Annotated in this window: 16 protein-coding genes; 7 read left to right on the forward strand and 9 right to left on the reverse strand. The window is 63.7% G+C overall.

Annotated features, from left to right (window positions below; translation table 11 throughout):
* Window positions 1-81 precede the first annotated feature (81 nt).
* Window positions 82-924: a lytic transglycosylase domain-containing protein gene (locus AB5Y93_RS05365; RefSeq protein ID WP_368228917.1), complete on the reverse strand. Its 843-nt coding sequence runs from the start codon at window positions 922-924 to the stop codon at window positions 82-84.
* Window positions 925-1235: 311 nt separating this feature from the next.
* Between AB5Y93_RS05365 and AB5Y93_RS05370 the strand changes: the two genes are divergently transcribed.
* From AB5Y93_RS05370 to AB5Y93_RS05380, 3 genes are read left to right on the forward strand one after another with little or no spacing between them, the layout of a single operon-like run.
* Entirely contained in the window at window positions 1236-1976 is a 741-nt protein-coding gene (locus AB5Y93_RS05370) for a glycosyltransferase family 2 protein (protein ID WP_042864348.1), read from the forward strand.
* Window positions 1976-2335: a lipid-A-disaccharide synthase N-terminal domain-containing protein gene (locus tag AB5Y93_RS05375; protein ID WP_045523761.1), complete on the forward strand. Its 360-nt coding sequence runs from the start codon at window positions 1976-1978 to the stop codon at window positions 2333-2335. Before AB5Y93_RS05370 ends, AB5Y93_RS05375 begins: the two co-directional genes overlap by 1 nt.
* Window positions 2325-4013, forward strand: a complete 1689-nt coding sequence (locus AB5Y93_RS05380; protein ID WP_368228918.1) for an ArnT family glycosyltransferase — start codon at window positions 2325-2327, stop codon at window positions 4011-4013. Before AB5Y93_RS05375 ends, AB5Y93_RS05380 begins: the two co-directional genes overlap by 11 nt.
* Before the next feature lie 41 nt (window positions 4014-4054).
* Here the strand turns inward: AB5Y93_RS05380 and AB5Y93_RS05385 are convergent, their stop codons facing one another.
* Both AB5Y93_RS05385 and AB5Y93_RS05390 read right to left on the reverse strand, forming a co-directional pair.
* Window positions 4055-5053: an NAD-dependent epimerase gene (locus AB5Y93_RS05385; RefSeq protein WP_368228919.1), complete on the reverse strand. Its 999-nt coding sequence runs from the start codon at window positions 5051-5053 to the stop codon at window positions 4055-4057.
* Window positions 5050-6399 carry a UDP-glucose/GDP-mannose dehydrogenase family protein gene (locus AB5Y93_RS05390; protein WP_368228920.1) on the reverse strand — a complete coding sequence of 450 codons (1350 nt, stop codon included), beginning with the start codon at window positions 6397-6399 and terminating at the stop codon, window positions 5050-5052. The genes AB5Y93_RS05385 and AB5Y93_RS05390 overlap by 4 nt, the downstream gene beginning before the upstream one ends.
* Before the next feature lie 292 nt (window positions 6400-6691).
* Here AB5Y93_RS05390 and AB5Y93_RS05395 point away from each other — a divergent pair, with 292 nt between their 5' ends.
* A complete protein-coding gene (locus AB5Y93_RS05395; RefSeq protein ID WP_039040037.1) occupies window positions 6692-7300 on the forward strand; it encodes a YitT family protein in 609 nt (202 codons plus the stop codon).
* Window positions 7301-7397: 97 nt separating this feature from the next.
* Here the strand turns inward: AB5Y93_RS05395 and AB5Y93_RS05400 are convergent, their stop codons facing one another.
* From AB5Y93_RS05400 to AB5Y93_RS05410, 3 genes are read right to left on the reverse strand one after another with little or no spacing between them, the layout of a single operon-like run.
* Entirely contained in the window at window positions 7398-8189 is a 792-nt protein-coding gene (locus AB5Y93_RS05400; RefSeq protein ID WP_368228921.1) for a heme ABC transporter ATP-binding protein, read from the reverse strand.
* A gap of 15 nt (window positions 8190-8204) precedes the next feature.
* A complete protein-coding gene (locus tag AB5Y93_RS05405) occupies window positions 8205-9236 on the reverse strand; it encodes an iron ABC transporter permease (RefSeq protein WP_041211331.1) in 1032 nt (343 codons plus the stop codon).
* Window positions 9233-10078: a hemin ABC transporter substrate-binding protein gene (locus AB5Y93_RS05410; protein WP_368228922.1), complete on the reverse strand. Its 846-nt coding sequence runs from the start codon at window positions 10076-10078 to the stop codon at window positions 9233-9235. The genes AB5Y93_RS05405 and AB5Y93_RS05410 overlap by 4 nt, the downstream gene beginning before the upstream one ends.
* A 167-nt stretch (window positions 10079-10245) precedes the next feature.
* On the opposite strand from AB5Y93_RS05410, the gene hutX reads away from it, so the two are divergent.
* Both hutX and hutZ read left to right on the forward strand, forming a co-directional pair.
* Window positions 10246-10758 carry a heme utilization cystosolic carrier protein HutX gene (hutX, locus tag AB5Y93_RS05415; RefSeq protein WP_368228923.1) on the forward strand — a complete coding sequence of 171 codons (513 nt, stop codon included), beginning with the start codon at window positions 10246-10248 and terminating at the stop codon, window positions 10756-10758.
* Window positions 10755-11312, forward strand: a complete 558-nt coding sequence (gene hutZ / locus AB5Y93_RS05420) for a heme utilization protein HutZ (protein WP_368228924.1) — start codon at window positions 10755-10757, stop codon at window positions 11310-11312. The genes hutX and hutZ overlap by 4 nt, the downstream gene beginning before the upstream one ends.
* Before the next feature lie 64 nt (window positions 11313-11376).
* Here the strand turns inward: hutZ and AB5Y93_RS05425 are convergent, their stop codons facing one another.
* Genes AB5Y93_RS05425 through AB5Y93_RS05435 form a run of 3 tightly spaced genes read right to left on the reverse strand, consistent with a single transcriptional unit; the run spans window position 11377 to window position 13358 of the window.
* The gene (locus AB5Y93_RS05425; RefSeq protein WP_368228925.1) at window positions 11377-11784 is read right to left on the reverse strand and encodes a hypothetical protein; all 408 of its coding nucleotides are present in this window, start codon (window positions 11782-11784) and stop codon (window positions 11377-11379) included.
* 57 nt (window positions 11785-11841) lie between these two features.
* Window positions 11842-12375 (reverse strand): cysteine hydrolase family protein, encoded by a 534-nt coding sequence (locus AB5Y93_RS05430; RefSeq protein ID WP_182957147.1) that lies wholly within the window; start codon window positions 12373-12375, stop codon window positions 11842-11844.
* A gap of 14 nt (window positions 12376-12389) precedes the next feature.
* Entirely contained in the window at window positions 12390-13358 is a 969-nt protein-coding gene (locus tag AB5Y93_RS05435) for a ChaN family lipoprotein (RefSeq protein ID WP_368228926.1), read from the reverse strand.
* 196 nt (window positions 13359-13554) lie between these two features.
* Here AB5Y93_RS05435 and AB5Y93_RS05440 point away from each other — a divergent pair, with 196 nt between their 5' ends.
* Entirely contained in the window at window positions 13555-15648 is a 2094-nt protein-coding gene (locus tag AB5Y93_RS05440; RefSeq protein WP_368228927.1) for a TonB-dependent hemoglobin/transferrin/lactoferrin family receptor, read from the forward strand.
* Window positions 15649-15757 lie beyond the last annotated feature (109 nt).

The following is a 15757-nucleotide window of genomic DNA, read 5'->3' on the forward strand; positions in this document are numbered from 1 at the left end:
CAATGGGAGAGGGGCGGCAAAGCCGGGCGCCGCAGGCCGGGACGGCCGACAAGCGCGAGGGAAGAGGGCAACCGGGCAAGCTCAGTGCGGTGAGCTGCGGCGGGCCGGTTTGTCAGGATCCTGTCCCGAGTAGTAGAGCACCCGCTGCACATACTCCTGGGTTTCCTGATAGGGCGGCACACCGCCGTGGCGCAGCACGGCCTGTTCCCCGGCGTTGTAGGCGGCGCTGATCCTCACCCAGTCCGGACCGAACTGCTTCTCCAGCCACTTCAGGTAGATCATGGCGCCACGGATGTTCTGCTGGGCATCGAACGGCCGGGTCACGCCGAAGCGGGCCTGGGTTTCGGGAATGAGCTGCATGACGCCCTGCGCCTGCTTGGGGGAGACGGCGGTGCTGTTCAGATTGGATTCGGCGATGGCGATGGCCAGGGCGAGCTGGGGGTCCACTTTGTGACGCTGGGCGGCCTGGCGGATCATGACGGCCAGCTTTTGCTTGGCCTGTGACTGTCTGGCCAGGTAGCGATCCTGATCGAAGGGGGTACTGGGGCGCACCCAGGGGGCTCCGCCACCGCCTCCGATGCCGCAGGTACCCAGGGACGCATTGCCTACCCGCTCGTTGTAGTAACGGGCGGCCTGCTGGTTGCCAAGGCGCATGGCCATGGCCAGGTAGGCGTTGGCGCTGCGGGCATTTCGGATCCCCTGGGGGCCGCGGGCCAGCAGGCGGCCGATGCGGTAATAGGCTTCCGGGTTGCCAAGGTTGGCGGCGGTGCAGTAGTGGGCGATGGCCTGCCTCGGATTGCCCTGTTCCATGGCGGCGCCCTGGCGCAGTGCGCTCATGGCCTTGGGGGCCTGACGAAAGGGATCTGCGTGGGAAGTGGTGGCCAGCAGTATCAGGAGTCCCCAGCCCCAGAGTCGTTTTTTCATGGAAACCTCGTCTTTGGTATCCGCAACATATAGGCCCGATCCGGGGAGGGACGCCAGCCAGCAGATGGAACATCTGGTTATGTGGGTGAGCAACAGAGATGAAAACGGTATGGAACTTTTGGTGCAGGGGAGAGGCGGTATGGCTCCCGGGTCAGTGACTGCTTTGACAGATTTGTTAATTGAGGTTCAATATGCTGACACAGTTGTTTTCTAATGCCTTGTATTTGCATGATGTCAGCCAGGCCACGATGCAATGTCGTCGGGTCTGCCGGGTGAATCGATAGCGCCTCGGATGAGGGCAGGATATGCATATGGTCGAATCGGTCGATATCTCTGTCGTGGTACCCGCCAAGGATGAACGGGACAATCTGGCCCCGCTCGTCGGCGAAATAGATGCCGCCCTTGGGGGCAGGTTCGAGTACGAACTTATCTATGTGGACGATGGCAGTGTGGACGACAGCCATGTGGTGCTGCGCGATTTGCAGACGCGTTTCACCAGGCTGAAGGTGCTGTGCCATGTCCATGCCGTGGGCCAGAGCATGGCGGTGCTGAGCGGGGTGCGCCACGGGCGTGGCGACTGGCTGGTGGTACTCGACGGCGATGGTCAGAACGATCCCGCCGACATCCCCGCCATGCTGGAGGAGGCGATGCGCCGCTACCAGAGCGATCCATACCAGGTGGGCCTCATCGGCCACCGGGTCAACCGCCGTGACGACTGGGTCAAGCGCCTCTCTTCAAAGCTGGCCAACGGCTTTCGCGATCTGCTGCTGCGCGACGGCATTCCGGATACCGGCTGCGGGCTCAAGGTGGTGCGTCGCGACTGGTATCTGAAACTGCCCGCCTTCAATCACATGCACCGCTACATCCCCGCGCTGATCCAGGCACAAGGGGGGCGCATGGCGCCCTGGCCGGTCAACCACAGGCCACGCCAGGCGGGCATCTCCAAATACGGGGTCTGGAACCGGCTCTGGGTCGGGCTGGTGGACGTGGTCGGGGTCTGGTGGTTGCAGCGCCGCTCCAAGGTGGTTGAAATCCGGGAGATGCTGGAGTGATGGACGCCTGGCTGTCTGCCCCCATCGACTGGCTGGACTGGACCGGGGTGCATGTCACCGGCTGGAAGCTGATCGGCTACACGGGGGCGCTGATGTTCGGCGGACGCTGGCTGGTGCAGTTTCTGGCGTCCAGGCGGGCGGGGCGACCCGTCATCCCGCGCCTGTTCTGGTACATGAGCGTGCTCGGCAGCCTGATGACGCTCAGCTACTTCACCTTCTCTCCCAAGCAGGACTCCGTCGGCGTGCTGCAAAACCTCTTCCCCACCTTCACCGCGCTGTACAGCCTCTATCTCGATATCCAGCATCGGGGCTGGCGGCGTGACAAGGGAGTGACCGGAGAGGCTCGTCATGGTGAGTGATCGCACCCTGCTCAATCAGACGTCCCTTGGCTGGTTGCTGCTGATCGCGCTGGTGGTGCTGGGGGCCGGGCTGGGTCTGCGGGACCCCTGGCCGGCGGACGAGCCGCGCTTTGCCCTGATCGCCAAGGAGATGGTGGAGAGTGGCCAGTGGCTCTTCCCCATGCGCGGCGGGGAGCTCTATCCGGACAAGCCGCCGCTATTTATGTGGGGGATCGCGATCGGTTATGTGTTGACTGGCTCCATCCGGCTGGCCTTTCTGCTGCCCTCCCTGCTGTCTGGCTTGCTGACCATCTTGCTGGTGTGGGATCTGGGGCGCCGCCTGTGGGATCCGGCGACGGGATTTCTGGCGGGCTTGCTGCTGCTCTTTACCGTCCAGTTCACCCTGCAGGCCAAGACGGCGCAGATCGATGCCCTGGCGACGGCCTTCATCACCCTCGGTCTCTATGGTTTTCTGCGCTTCCTCCTCTGCGGTGGCGGGTGGCGCTGGTACTGGCTCGGCTGGTTTGCCGCAGGGCTTGGCGTCATCACCAAGGGGGTGGGAGTACTGGCCCTGCTGGTGCTGCTTCCCGCGCTCTGGACCCACAGGGCACAAATCCGCGCCGCGCCTTTGTCTGCCTGGCTGAAGGCCCTGCTCGGGCCGCTGGCCATGGCCCTGGCGATGGGCCTCTGGCTGGTCCCCATGCTGGAGGCCGTGACCCGAAACGGAGATCCCCTCCTGCTGGCCTACAGAGACAACATACTGCTGCGCCAGACGGTGACTCGCTATACCAGCGCCTGGCACCACGTCAAACCCTTCTGGTACTACCTCACCTCGGTGATCCCGCCGTTCTGGCTGCCACTCTCTCTGCTGCTGCCCTGGCTGGTGGTGACCTGGCGGCGCGCCATCCGGGCGCAGGACAGGCGTATCCTGCTGCTGCTGGGTTATCTGGTGCTGGTGGTGCTGTTTTTCTCCTGCTCGCCGGGCAAGCGGGGCGTCTACATCACGCCCGGTACGCCCGCCCTGGCGCTCCTGACCGCACCCTTCATCGGCACCCTGCTGGTCCGGGTCTGGCCGGGGCGACTGCTGGCCGGGCTCGGCTGGCTGCTGGGGGGGGCAGGGCTGGTGGGGGCTCTGGTGCTGGCATTTAGCGACAGAGTGGCCAGCCGTCTGGGGGAACTGGGGCCGGATCCCTGGCTTCCCCTGCTGGTGCTGGGGGGATCCTTGCTGCTGATCAATGCCTGGCTTCGCCGGGCGCCACTGACCGCCATTCTCTGCTCCCTGGCGGTGGGGTGGCTGATCTACTCCTGCTGGATAAGCGTGCGCCTCAACGAGGTGCGCACCCCTCAGGGAGTCATGGCATTGGCGGCGCAGAGGGTGCCCGCGGGGGATGAACTGCTGCTGGCGGGCTTCAAGGAGCAGCATCTGCTGTTTAGCCTGCAACCAGTGAAACATTACCCTTATCGGATGGGAGACGGGGAGCAGGCCCGGGAAGCTGCCGCCTGGATAGAGGCTGCCCCCGGGCGCTGGGTACTGGGGAGCGCCGACCTGATGGTGAGGTGTTTTGACCCCGCGAAGATGGAAAACCTCGGCAACCGTCACCGTACCGACTGGCTGCTGGCAGGCCCGCAAGCACTCAAACCCGCCTGTCGTGGGCTCTCCCCCACCATGGTGCCCTTCAGCTATACCCCTTCATCCTGAGCGCAGGGTCTGAGCCAGGGGACCCTGCCACCTCGCCTGGCTCAGACCCGGTAGTAGTCCCGATACCAGCGGACAAAGCCGTCAATCCCTTCCTTGAGCCCGACACGGGGGCGATAGCCCGTGGCGTCAAACAACGAGCGGGTGTCGGCCCAGGTGGCGAGCACGTCGCCGGGCTGCATGGGTAGCATGTTGCGGATGGCCCGTTTGCCGAGGGCCGCCTCGATGGCATCCACGAAGTCCAGCAGCCTGACCGGGCTGCCGTTGCCGATGTTGAAGAGGCGATAGGGGGCCGGGCTGGCGTCCGGGGCCCCCTGCCAGTGGGCATCGCCCGCAGGGGGGATGTCTGAGATGCGCACTATCCCCTCGACGATGTCGTCGACATGGGTGAAATCCCGGCAGAGCTGGCCCTGGTTGTAGAGGTCGATGGGGTCGCCGTTCAGGATGGCGTGCACGAACTTGAACAGGGCCATGTCGGGCCGACCCCAGGGGCCGTAGACGGTGAAAAAGCGCAGCCCGGTGGTGGGCAGACCGTAGAGATGGGAGTAGGAGTGGGCCATCAGCTCTCCCGCCTTCTTGCTCGCCGCATAGAGAGAGACGGGATGATCCGCCCCATGGGACGGTTTGAACGGCATCTGTTCGTTCAGCCCGTAGACCGAGCTGGAGGAGGCATAGATCAGGTGCTGCACCCGGGTCTGGCGACACCCCTCCAGCACGGTGAGGTGGCCGGTGAGGTTGCTGTCGGCATAGGCGAAGGGGTTGTCCAGGGAGTAGCGCACCCCGGCCTGGGCCCCCAGATGGATCACCCGGTCAAACTGCTCGCGGGCAAAGAACGAAGCCATGGCCGCGCGGTCCGCGAGATCGGTGCGCTCGAAGCGAAAGCCGGGCAGAGGCGTGAGCAAGGCGAGGCGCGCCTCCTTGAGACTCACCGCGTAGTAGTCGTTGAGGTTGTCTATCCCCACCACCTGATGGCCGTCGCCACAGAGCCTGCGCGCCACATGAAATCCGATAAACCCGGCGGCGCCGGTGACGAGGTACTTCATCGCTCCTCCTGATGGGTCAGGCTGTCGCCACGGCCGATGGCATAGTAGGTGAAACCGCGCTGGCGCAGACGGGCCGGGTCATAGAGGTTGCGGCCGTCGAAGATGATGGCCTGCTTCAGGGTTTGGCGAAGCAGGTCGAAATCCGGTGCGCGGAACTGTTGCCACTCGGTGCAGACGAGCAGGGCGTCGGCCCCCTGGAGGGCGGTTTCCTGGGTGTCGCACAGGGTCAAGTCCGCCCGCTGGCCATAGAGGCGGGCGGCCTCGGTCATGGCCTCGGGGTCGAACGCCTGCACCTTGCCTCCTGCTGCCCAGATCGCCTCCATCAGCACCCTGCTCGGGGCTTCGCGCATGTCGTCGGTATTGGGTTTGAAGGCGAGTCCCCATAACGCGAAGGTGCGCCCCGACAGACTGGCGCCAAAATGGTGGTGCAGCCGGGTCATGAGCCTGTGCTTCTGCGCCTCGTTGACCTGCTCCACCGAGCGCAGCAGGGGGGTCTCGCACCCCGCCTCCTTCGCGGTGTGGATCAGCGCCCTGACATCCTTGGGGAAGCAGGATCCGCCATAACCGCAGCCCGGGTAGATGAAGTGGTGGCCGATGCGCGGATCGGCACCAATGCCCTTGCGCACTTCCTCGATGTCGGCGCCCAGGGCTTCGGCCAGGGTGGCCATCTCGTTCATGAAGGAGATGCGGGTCGCCAGCATGGCGTTGGCGGCGTACTTGGTCAGTTCGGCGCTGCGTGCATCCATCCGCAGGATGCGGTCTCGCTTGCGGTTGAAGGGGGCGTAGAGCTCCTCCAGCAGGGAGAAGGCGTGATCGGAGTCGGTGCCGATGATGATGCGATCCGGCCTCAGGCAGTCGGCGACGGCGGCGCCCTCCTTGAGAAATTCGGGGTTGGAGACCACGTCGAGCGGAAGATCGAGACCACGGTCGGCGAGGCGCTCCGCAATGTGTCGCCATACCCGGCTGGCGGTGCCGACAGGGACAGTGCTCTTGTTGACCACCACCTTGCCCCCTTGCATCAGGCGGCCTATGGTGTCCGCCACCGTCATTACCTGATGGAGGTCGGCGGATCCGTCCTCGTCCGGCGGCGTTCCGACCGCGATGAAGATAAGCTCGGCAAACTCCACCGCCCGTGCCGGGTCTGTGGTGAAGATCAGGCGACCGGCCTGATGATTGCGCAGCACCAGAGGGGCGAGGCCGGGCTCGAAGAGGGGAATGTGTCCCGCTTTCAGGGCCGCGACCTTGTCGGCATCCACATCCACACAGATCACCTTGTGACCCATCTCCGCCAGTACGGCGGCCTGAACCAACCCGACATAACCTATTCCGAATACGGTGACTCTCATCCGCTGTTGTTCCGCTGGCAGTGACAAGCGACTCATTCTAGAACGATTCGGGCGCAGGGGCAGCGCCCCGTTTCAGGTTTTTCAGCATCATGCCGGCGGTGAGCGTGGGACATTTTGGTGCAAGGATTGTAACGCCTGGATGACGCGCACCAATTTGGCGCGTGAAGGGCGGGACTTGTGATCCATCTCACTCAAAATGGAGACTGTCGGCATAACGAAGCCCCGGTTCACGGGGCTCGCTCCGCCCGATGGGCGGCCAACACTCTCTTACTTCGCGACTGGATACCTGGTTATGGACAACACTTCACGCTCTGCGCATCCACTGTATGAGGATGTGCTCGCCTTGCTGACCGCAGCAGGCTTCGTTTCCCTCGGCATCTTCCTGTTCCATCAGGTCGGCCTGCTCACCGGTGGCACCGCCGGCCTGGCGCTGCTGCTGCAACAGGTGACCGGCATCAGCTTCGGCCTGCTGTTCTTCGCCATGAACCTTCCTTTCTATGCCCTAGCCTGGCTCAGAATGGGGCCGCGCTTCACCCTCAATACCTTTGCCGCCGTGGCCACCGTCTCCTTCATGACGGATCACCTCAACGCCGTGTTGCAAATCGGCAAGATCGAACCCGTCTATGCGGCGCTGATCGGCGGCACCCTGATCGGCATGGGGCTGCTCATCATGTTCCGCCACAAGGCGAGCCTGGGGGGCTTCAACATCCTGGCGCTCTTCATTCAGGACAGATGGGGTGTGCGGGCAGGCAAGCTGCAAATGGGGCTGGATTGCGCCATCGTCGTCGCCTCTTTCTTCGTGGTCTCCCCCTGGCTGCTGGCGCTTTCCGTGGTGGCTGCCATCATCTGTAACCTGGTGTTGACACTCAATCACAAGCCGGGGCGCTACCAGATAGCCTGATGTGCCCGTGGGGATTGCCCTGCTGGTCAGCCCAAGGCTGGATACCGCAATAAGACAGAGCGCCTGATGGCGCTCTGTTGCTATCTGCCCCCGGGTGTCACACCACCATGGGGACGCCGCTCTCGGGGTGGTGGATCACCTGGGCGGGGTAGTCGTAGAGGCGCGCGATGAGCGCCGGGGTCAGCACCTCGCCTGCGCTGCCGTCAGCCATCAGCCTGCCCTGCTCCAGCATCACCAGCCTATCGGCGTAGCGGGCTGCCAGATTGAGATCGTGCAACACCACCAGCACGGCGGTGTTGCGACCGGCCAGTGCCCGGGCCATGGCGAGCAACTGGTGCTGGTATTTGAGATCCAGCGCCGAGGTGGGCTCGTCCAGCAGCAGCAGCCGCGCTTGCTGCGGTTCCTCCGGGGCCTGCCAGATCTGGGCCAGCACCCGGGCGAACTGCACCCGTTGACGCTCCCCGCCGGAGAGGCCGGGATAGAGGCGGTTCGCCAAATGGTCGACCCCGGCGTGGGTCATGGCGGCGCGGACTATCTCGTCGCGCCGGCTGGCAGGCTCGCTGTGGGGCAGCCGGCCCATGGCCACCACCTCTTCGCACAGGAAGGGGAAGCTCAAGGAGGAGCTTTGCGGCAGCACACCGACCCGGTGGGCCAGAGCGTTGTCGGCCCACCCCCTGCGGGTCTGGCCGAACAGGTGGATCTTCCCTTCATGTTCCAGCTCGCCGGTCAGGCACTTGAGCAGTGAGCTTTTGCCCGCCCCGTTGGGGCCGAGCAGGGCGGTCAGGCTGCCGGCATGCAGGTCGAGATCCAGGCTGTCCAGGATAAGCCGGTTGCCACGACTGAGGCGAAGACCCCGGCAACTGAGCAGGGGGGAGGGGGATCCGGGCAAAGTGGCGATCTCCTGTTACAGGGCTTGGCGGCTCTTGACCAAGAGCCAGATGAAGAAGGGGGCCCCCAGCAGGGCGGTGATGATGCCGACGGGCAGCTCGGCCGGAGCGAGCAGGGTGCGTGCCAGCATGTCGGCCCCCAGCAGCAGGCCAGCCCCCAGCAGGGCAGACAGCGGCAACAGGCGGACATGGTTGGGACCGGCCAGCAGCCGTACAAGATGGGGAACCACCAGGCCGACAAAGCCGATCATGCCCGCCACGGCCACCGCCACGCCGACACCGGCAGCGGTGAGCAGGATGAGGCGACGCTTCAGTGTTTGCACGTTTACCCCCAGGTGCCGTGCCTCTCCTTCTCCCAGCAGCAGGGCGTTGAGGGGATTGGCATCGCGCATGAACAGCAGCAGCAAAGCGGCCAGGGTCAGCAGCGCCAGCGTCACATCGACCGGCTTGCCTGCCGCCAGGGAGCCCATCTGCCACAGACTCAGGTTGCGCAGCATCTGATCGTCCGCGAGATAGGTGAGCAGTCCGATGACGGCGCCGGAGAGCGCCGTGATGGCCACCCCGGCCAGCAGCATCACGGTGACCGAGGTGCCCCCTTCCCGGGTACCCAGCAGATAGACGAGGGTGGTGGTGAGTGCTCCGCCGAGAAAGGCGAGCAGGGGCAGCAACCCCAGGCCGAGCAGGCTCTGCAGGTGCGAGCCCAGCGGAGCGAGCAACACGATGGCCAGGGCTGCGCCGAGTGCCGCCCCGCCCGACACCCCTATGATGCCGGGATCTGCCAGGGGGTTGCGAAACAGTCCCTGCATGACGGCGCCGCAGAGGCCGAGAATGCCCCCCACGGCGATGCAGAGCAGGGTTCGTGGCAGACGGATCTCCTGCACGATCAATAATTTGTGAGCCTCAATCCCGCTCTGTGGTCCGGCAAACAGGGCGCGCAGGCTCTCGCCAAGGGAGAGGGACATGGGGCCGGTCGCGAGGGACCCGACCAGCAGCAACGCCAGCGCGCAGCCGGTCAGGGCGAGCAGCCAGGGCAGAGGCAGGCGCATCAGGAACCCTGCTTGATCCACTGGGCGATCTGGTTCGCCTGTTGCAGGGAACGGAGGCTGAGCCCCCCTTGCAGGGCATGTCCGTCGATGGCGTGGATGGCCTTGTTCTTGCCTGCCGGGGTGGCTGACAGGGCGGGCACCTGGCTCAGGACGGCGTCGGGATCCTGATACTGTTGCCAGTTGCGGCCGCTCACCAGCACCAGATCAGGTTGCAGCTCGATGAGGGATTCGGTGGAAACGGGCTTGTAGTCGTGGAGCCCAGCCACCGGATTGACGCCGCCCGCCAGGGTGACGAGAGCGCTGGCGGTGGTGTTGCCGCCAGCGATGCTGGTGGGTTGACCCTTGTGCAGCAGCAGGAAGGCGACCCTGAGGGGCTTGTTCTGCTTCGCCTGCGCCGCCAGGGTGTCGCTCTGGGCGGCAATCTCCTCCTTGAGCTTGCTCCCTGCCGCCAGGTCACCCAGGAGATGGGCCAGGGTGTCGATACGCTCGTTGAGGTTGGCCAGCGTAGGGGCTGTGGCCATGACCTCGACCTTGACGTTGGCACGGCGCAACTGATCAAGCGTGCTGTTCGGGCCCATCTCGTCGCTGCCGACCACCAGGGTCGGAGAGAGGCTCAGGATCCCTTCGGCGGCGAGGGCGCGGTGATAGCCGACCTTGGGCACGCCTCTGGGCTCCGGACTGCTGACATCGGTAGCGACCAGGCTCTGCTCGCCCCCCAGCGCCAGGATGAGTTCCGTGGTGGCCGGGCCTATGCTGACGATACGCTCCACCGCCATGACGGATGGGGAAGAGAGGGAAAGGGCACAGCCGAGCAGGCTGAATGCGAGGGCAAAACGACGGCCCATGCGAACCTCCGAAGGGTGAATGAAATAGGGTTGCCGCCGAGAATATCAAGTCGTCCATCAAAATGCACTGAGAATGAAAGCGATTATCAATTGCGTTACTTGGGGCGCTTTATTACAGTATCCGCCGCGACACCGAGCACCATCGCCAGAGCATCCAGGGAGAACCGATGAGCATTGCACAACGCATTCACGCGCTGCTGGAGCAAGACCCCAGCGCCCACCCATCCACCCTCGCCACCGAGCTGGCCGTCAGCGAGTGGGAGGTGGTACGCAATCTGCCTGCCGCCCTGATGACGCCAGTGCCGGCCGGGGAGGCCGAAGCCCTGCTGGCGGACCTGTCCAGCTGGGGTCAGGTGACCACCATCGTCGAATCCGACGGCTCCATCTTCGAGGTGAAGGCTCCCTTCCCCAAGGGCAAGAACGCGCGCGGCTACTACAACCTGATGGGGCGGGACGGCGAGCTGCACGGCCACCTCAAGCTCGACAACGTGGCGGGCATCGCCCTGGTCAGCAAGCTCTTCATGGGCAAGGAAGGGCACTCCTTCCAGTTCTTCGGCCACAGTGGCCGCTGCATTTTCAAGATCTACCTGGGCCGGGACGAGCAGCGTCAACTGCTGCCTGAGCAGGTGGAGCGTTTCATGGCCCTGCGCCGTCAGTATCAAGAGGAAGTGAAAGCATGAGTGAACGTCAGGAGCGCCTGCAAAACCGCCTGCAACCGGAGATCCGCGAGTTCCGCGACGGTTGCCGTACCCTGCAGCTCGCCACTGTGGATGGCGAAGGCAACCCCAATGCCAGCTATGCCCCCTTCGTGCTGCAGGAAGATGGATACTATGTGCTCATCTCCGAGATAGCTCGCCACGCCCGCAACCTGCAACAGGTGCCCAAGGTATCGCTGATGCTGATCGAGGACGAAACCGGGGCACGCGAGCTGTTTGCCCGCAAGCGTCTGACCTTCGATGCAGTCGCCGAGGTGGTGGCGCGCGACGACGCACGCTGGGAGAAGGCCGTTGCGGCGCTGGAAGGGCGCTTCGGCGAGATAGTCAAAGGGCTCTCCAACCTCAAGGACTTCGTGCTGTTTAGGCTCAAGCCCGAGCAGGGACTGTTCGTCAAGGGATTCGGTCAGGCGTTCCGTGTCTCCGGCGACGAGCTGGTGGACTTCGTTCACCTGGTGGAAGGGCACAAACGCATCGACAACGGCGCCGAGCTGATCAGCCCGGCGGATGAACCGGTTTGAGGGGACAATCAGCGAGATGAGAAACGGGCAGCATGGGCTGCCCGTTTTGTTGTTATGTCCCGGGTTACTCCTGCCAGCCTGCCTGGTTGGGGAAGGTATCGCGATCGGCCTGGCTGGCGCTTTCGTTGCATTCCCCGCGGATCTTCCAGGAGGTCTGGCTGAGGACGATATAGCCGCTTCGGCAATACTTGCGCGTGGCCAGCATCTGGGTGAGCTGCTCGTCCTGCAGGGCTTCCCGGCGTTCCAGCAGGCTCTTGTCGCGGCGGCTCAGCCGGTTGTCATCTCCCTCCTGCAACCGGGTGGGCATGACGTCGAGAGGGGCGGCCTCAAAGGTGAAGCGCTTGCTCCCGTCGTCGCTGATATGGGTGTGGAACAGGGGGGCCGGGCCATCGGGGGCTGCCCCCGGCAATCCGGAGCAGGCGGTGAGCGCCGGTAACAGCAGCGTGAGGGCAACGGCAGAGAGTAGACGCACACAAGACTCCAATCGGGTGTTCACATCAGGACGGGCAGCTTAACACGCCCGCTCGGGTTAGATGGTGGCCAGCAGCTCATCCGTCGTGAGCAGGGTCACGCTTCTGCCTTGAGGCAGGCTCAGATGCTGCCACATGAAGTGGTGGTGCTGGATGATCTGCTCCGCACTCAGGTGCGGCCTGTCCGCCGTGGTATGGGCGTCGGTCACCGCAAAGGCGTCAAAGCCCCTGGCGGCGGCGCTGCGCAACGTGGTATCGACGCAAAAGTCGGTGGCACAGCCGCAGATAAGCAGTCTGTCTACCGACTGCTCTGCCAGCAGGAAGCCGAGCTCGGTATCGAGGAAGCTGTCACAGGCGGTCTTGCGCACCCGGCTGTCGTGGGGAGACGGGGCCAGATCGGCGTGCAGTTGCCAGCCCGCACTGCCAGGTTCCAGCTCGGAACCCGGTTCGTCGTGTTGCACATAGATGACCCGTCCGTGTTGGCCCCGCACGCGATCGGCCAGACGATTGATGTTGGCGATGACCTGGGCATCCTGATGGCGGGGGTTATCGAACAACCCCTGTTGCATGTCGATGACGAGTAACACATCCATATGAAATCCTTGAGCTATTTTGAGGGTTGCAACCATTGGCTGCAGTCACGGCTTCGGGATTGATGCAGTGCGCCCATATCTTGCTTCATTTCCTTTGCATTTAGCCAGCGTTCCGGCAGGGGAGCGATGTGGACCCTGACATCGGCGTCTCTCCCGGGGGCTGTCTCGTCACCGGTTTGCGGCACGATGAGTGCCACCTTGAGTGCCGGATTGCGGCTGGCGATGCGACTGGCGATCCCGAGTCCCCCCTCCACGTGGAAGTTGCCGGCGATATGCATGATGCGCCTGCCGGGATGCTTGCCCAGATAATCCACCATGCTTTCGGCCATGGTGTCGTCCCAGCTGGTCTGGGCGGCGAAGCGACGGGCGTTGCCGTCCGCATCCCCATGGTGCATGGAGGCCATGAACTTCTGGCGGTAGCCGTCATCCCCCAGAGTCAGCTCGCGGGCAATCTGGCTGCGGCGATTGGCCGGCAGTTTGTCGAGCCAGGCCGGTCCCTCCTGACCGACGCAGCTCACCAGGGGTTTGGGGGCATTGGCGGCGATCACTGGCAGGTGCTGCGCCTTGGCGAATTCCACCAGAGGGCGGTAATCACTCTGGTAGTTGGGCCAGGCATGGCCATCTCGAATGAGGGCTGATTCGCCGATGCGTCCGGCCAGGTAGGCATCCAGCACCGGCTGATCGGCGCGGCTGAACTGCTCCATGGAGAGCACCAGGGCCCGGCCATCGGCTTGCGACATCTCGTCAAGCCCCGCCAGCAGACGTGCCTGCAACAGATGGATGGCCGGGTGAGTGTGAAGCTCCCCCACCAGCACGATGTCGGCATCCGCCACCCGCGCCACCGCCTGCTCGAAGGTCAGCGCCTGCCCCTGGGCCGTATCGAGCCGTGCGTGATAGAGGGTCTCGGGTCGGGTGTTCTGCGGCGTGGTGGCGCAGGCGGCCAGCAGCAGGGGCAGGGCGAGCAGGGGGAGTCGTCGGATCATGGTTACTCACTCACGAAACAGGGGATGGGAAAAGGCTGCACCATGGGATGGCGGCATGGCGAGCGAAAAAGTGGCGCCAGTGTAAGGGGGAATGACGATAAAGTGAAATGAGAATGATTCACTTTATTATTGATCTTTGTCTCTGGCGGGGTAATATGCCTCCCGCTTGATAATAATTCTCAATAAGGACTTTGCAGTGGCGCACAACAACACCCCCTCCCTGATAGCCCTCGCCGTGGCGGCCGGGCTGATCTCCCCCGCTTTCGCCGCAGACAAGGAAGCCGATGAAGTCATGGTCGTCAGCGGCTCCCGGATGGAACAGAAGCTGGAAGATGTTTCCGGTCCCATCGCCGTCATTACCTCGGAGCAGATTGAAGAGCAGGTCGTCAGCAACGTCGCCGATCTGTTCCGCTATGAGCCCGGGGTGAGCGTGCAGGGAGGCGCAGGAGATGCCCAGACCTTCACCATTCGCGGCATGAGCGAAAACCGGGTCAAGGTGGTGCAGGACGGTGTGCGCCAGAACGATGCCTACAAGAATGGCGGTGTGGGTCAGACCTACTTCGACACCGATATGATCAAGCAGGTGGAAGTGGCCAAAGGGCCGGCCTCCGCCGCTTACGGTTCCGATGCCCTGGGAGGCGTCATTGCCATCACCACCAAGGATGCTGGCGACTTCCTCAAGGGCCGCGACAGCTATCTGGATGCGACCACGGGTTATGCCTCCAGCAGCCACCAGAGAATGGCCGGCATCACGGGTGCGCTGCGCACCGGGGATGTCGAGAACCTGCTGCGCTACACCTGGCGCGATGGCGGTGTCACCCAGAATTATGACGGCGACAAGAACGAGTTCGACATCGTCAGCCAGGCCGTGCTGTTCAAGAGCAAGTGGAATCTCTCCGATGATCAGTTCCTGAAACTGACGGTGGATTACTTCACCGAGGGGCAGGATCCGGATGCCATCGATCTGACCAAGGCGGGCTCCGTCTTCAACCAGCCCATTACCGACAAGGAGACCGACAACCTCTCCCTGGTACTGGATCATGGCTTCGCCCTGAACGCCCCCTGGGCGGATCGCGTGGACAGCAAGATCTACTACAGCCGCGCCAAGCAGACCCTGGATCAGTACGCTTCGTCCAAGTATCCGGTCATGCCGGGCAACCCCTATGTGACCAAGAACTCCCTGGATCACAACGGTTTCGAGCAGGAGAGCCTGGGCGCCCAGGTGAAGTTCAACAAGGCGCTCGCCAGCCAGCGTCTGGCCTGGGGCCTGGAATACGAGCACACCGACAACGAGCGCACCCGCTTCAAGGGGCCGACCGTTCCGGGTGACTTCGTCGGCTACAACGAGCTGAGCTTCCCCTCCACCACCAGCGAGCGCAGTGCGCTCTGGGCCTTTGACGAGATCAAGTTCGGCGAGCGTTGGGTGCTGACCCCGGGCGTGCGTTATGACTACTACAAGATGACCCCGGACGAGGATCCCGCTTACACGGGCGAGAACATGAAGAAGATCTCCGAAGGGGAGTTCTCTCCCAAGCTGGGGCTGGTGTTCAAGGCGCACGAAGCAGCGAACCTGTTCGCCCAGTACAGCCACGGCTTCAAGGTGCCCATGTATGACAACGCCTTCTCCACCCTGAACCACCAGGCGTATGGCTATCGCATCGAGCCCAACCCGAACCTCAAGCCAGAGAGCAGCGACGGCATCGATCTGGGGGTGCGCGGCAGCCGTGGCGGGTTCAGCTATGAAGTGGCCACCTTCTACAACAAGTTCGATGACTTCATCGAGCTGACGGCCGTGGGCACCGAAGGCCGTACCGCCCTCTATCAGTACCAGAACCTGGACAAGGCGACCACCAAGGGGGCCGAGGCCAAGGCGGACTACTGGTTGAACGAGCTGGTCAACGTCTGGGGCAACCTGGCCTACATCGAGGGCAAGGATGGCGAGGGCAACTACATCAACAGCCTGAGCCCCCTGAACGGCAGCGTCGGGGTGCGTCTGGAGCAGCCGAACTGGAACATCAACACCGCATTGCGCTTTGCCGACGACATGGACAAGGTGGGCAAGGATGCGCGAGGCAACGACAACATCAAGAGCGCAGGCTGGGGCGTGGTGGATCTCTATGCCCAGTTCAAGCCGGTGCAGGACCTGCAGCTCAACGTGGGGGTGTTCAACCTGTTTGACAAGGAGTACGTGAGCTACGAGAGCATCACTGGCCTTGCCGCCACCGCGGATACCAGCAAGCAGACCGAGCCTGGCCGCAACCTCAGTGCACGGGTCAAGTACGTGTTCTGATGGTCGTGGACCAGCATGCAGGAAAGGGGCCCTCGGGCCCCTTTTGTCATGAAGGTCGGCGTCTGCAAAAAAGAAACCCGCCAGGGGCGGGTGGAAGGATTGCAACACT

It is taken from the genome of Aeromonas sp. R10-1, from assembly GCF_040908465.1.
In the GTDB taxonomy this organism is placed as follows: Bacteria; Pseudomonadota; Gammaproteobacteria; order Enterobacterales; family Aeromonadaceae; genus Aeromonas; species Aeromonas caviae.